1 protein-coding gene and 1 riboswitch are annotated in these 2,203 nt (G+C 70.2%); the gene reads left to right on the top strand.

Annotation, left to right across the window (positions count from 1 at the left end; genetic code table 11):
* Nucleotides 1–76 precede the first annotated feature (76 nt).
* A riboswitch (cobalamin riboswitch) is annotated at nt 77–287 on the top strand.
* Between the two features lie 140 nt (nt 288–427).
* The coding region (locus ACFHWU_RS28965) for a ribonucleoside-diphosphate reductase subunit alpha (RefSeq protein ID WP_416592274.1) at nt 428–2,203 on the top strand (1,776 nt) is incomplete at its 3' end.

The raw sequence follows: 2,203 nt of genomic DNA, 5'->3' as shown, positions 1-2,203 counted from the left end.
CGTACCCGGTGCGACCCGACGCCGCGACACGCCGAACACAGTATCTGGTGTTGCGTCTTCTGGCCCGTACCCATATATGGTGTACCCCGCAGCTGGTTCGGCCGCCCCTCGGTGGTGGTCGAGGCAAGAGGGAACCCGGTGTGAGTCCGGGACTGCCCCGCAGCGGTGAGTGGGAACGACCGCCGTCACCAAGCACTGGACCCGCGGCGGGTCCGGGAAGCGACGGCCAGTAGGTACGAGCACGACGCCCACGAGTCCGAAGACCTGCCAGCGTGCCGCACGCGTCGCGTGCGGTGGTCGAAGGCCGCGCGGGACGGCCGACGCCGACGACCGGTCCACGCCGGCGGAGCAGACCGCCAGGTGGGTGACCGGTGGCGTCCTCCCCGCGTGTCCGTCGACCGGTGGGCAGGCACGACAAGGGGAACCGATGCAGGTACGCAAGCGCAACGGCGACACCGAACCGGTGGACGTCAACAAGATCGTCAAGGCGGTCGAACACTGGGTCGCCGACCTGGACGAGGTTGACCCGCTGCGGGTGGCGACCCGGACGATCAGCGGACTGTACGACGGGGCGACAACCGCCGAGCTGGACAAACTGTCCATCCAGACGGCGGCGGAGCTGATCGGCGAGGAGCCGCAGTACTCGAAACTGGCGGCCCGGCTGCTCGCCGCCTACGTGGACAAGGAGGTCCGCGGCCAGCAGGTGGCCAGCTTCAGCCAGTCCATCCGCTACGCCCACGGCCTCGGGCTGATCGGCGACGACACCGCCGCGTTCGTGGCCCGCAACGCCCGCAAACTCGACGACGCCGTCGACGTCGACGGCGACCTGCGCTTCGAGTACTTCGGGCTGCGTACGGTGGCCGACCGCTACCTGCTGCGGCATCCGCAGACCCGGCTGGTGGTGGAGACGCCCCAGTACTGGCTGCTGCGGGTGGCGTGCGGGCTGTCCCAGACGCCGGCCGAGGCGGTCGACTTCTACCGGCTGATCTCCAGCCTGGCCTATCTGCCCAGCTCACCGACGTTGTTCAACTCGGGCACCCGGCACACCCAGATGTCGTCGTGCTTCCTGGTCGACTCGCCGCGCGACGAGCTCGACTCGATCTACGAGCGCTACCACCAGGTGGCGAAGCTGTCGAAGTTCTCCGGCGGGATCGGTATCTCCTGGTCGCGGATCCGTGGCCGGGGCGCGCTGATCCGGGGCACCAACGGCAGGTCGAACGGCATCGTGCCGTTCCTCAAGACGCTCGACGCCGGGGTCGCGGCGGTCAACCAGGGCGGCCGCCGCAAGGGCGCCGCCTGCGTCTACCTGGAGCCGTGGCATCCGGACGTCGAGGAGTTCCTGGAGCTGCGGGACAACACCGGTGAGGACGCCCGGCGCACCCACAACCTGAACCTGGCCAACTGGATCCCGGACGAGTTCATGCGCCGGGTCGAGGCGGACGCCGACTGGTCGCTGATCGACCCGTCCGACGCACCGGAGCTGCCGGACCTGTTCGGCGAGGCGTTCGACGAGGCGTACCGGGCGGCGGAGAAGAAGGCGGTCCGGACGGTCAAGGCCCGCGACCTGTACGGGCGGATGATGCGCACCCTGGCGCAGACCGGCAACGGGTGGATGACGTTCAAGGACGCCGCGAACCGGCTGTCCAACCAGACCGGTGAGCCGGGCAACACGATCCACCTGTCCAATCTGTGCACCGAGATCCTGGAGGTCAACAGCGACGACGAGACCGCCGTGTGCAACCTCGGGTCGATCAACCTCGGCGCGCACGTCACCGCCGACGGCGTCGACTGGGACAAGCTGCGCGCCACCGTCCGTACCGCCGTGGTGTTCCTGGACCGGGTGATCGACATCAACTACTACCCGGCGGCGCAGGCGGCGGCGTCGAACCCGCGCTGGCGGCCGGTCGGGCTGGGGCTGATGGGCCTGCAGGACGCGTTCTTCACGCTGCGGCTGCCGTTCGACTCGGCGCCGGCCCGGGAGTTGTCCACCCGCGTCCAGGAGGAGGTCTTCCTGACCGCGCTGGAGACCTCCGCCGGGCTGGCCGAACGGTTCGGCCCGCATCCGGCGTACGCCGAGACCCGGGCCGCCCGGGGCGAGCTGCACCCGGACCTGTGGGGTGCCGAGGTCGGCCAGCCCGAGCGGTGGGCCCGGCTGCGGTCGACGATCGCCGCGCACGGTCTGCGGAACTCGCTGCTGGTCGCG

This window comes from Micromonospora sp. LOL_015, assembly GCF_048060275.1.
In the GTDB taxonomy this organism is placed as follows: Bacteria; Actinomycetota; Actinomycetes; order Mycobacteriales; family Micromonosporaceae; genus Micromonospora_E.
Note: the sequence above shows the minus strand (reverse complement) of the source record. Positions and strands in the feature narration are given on the sequence as shown.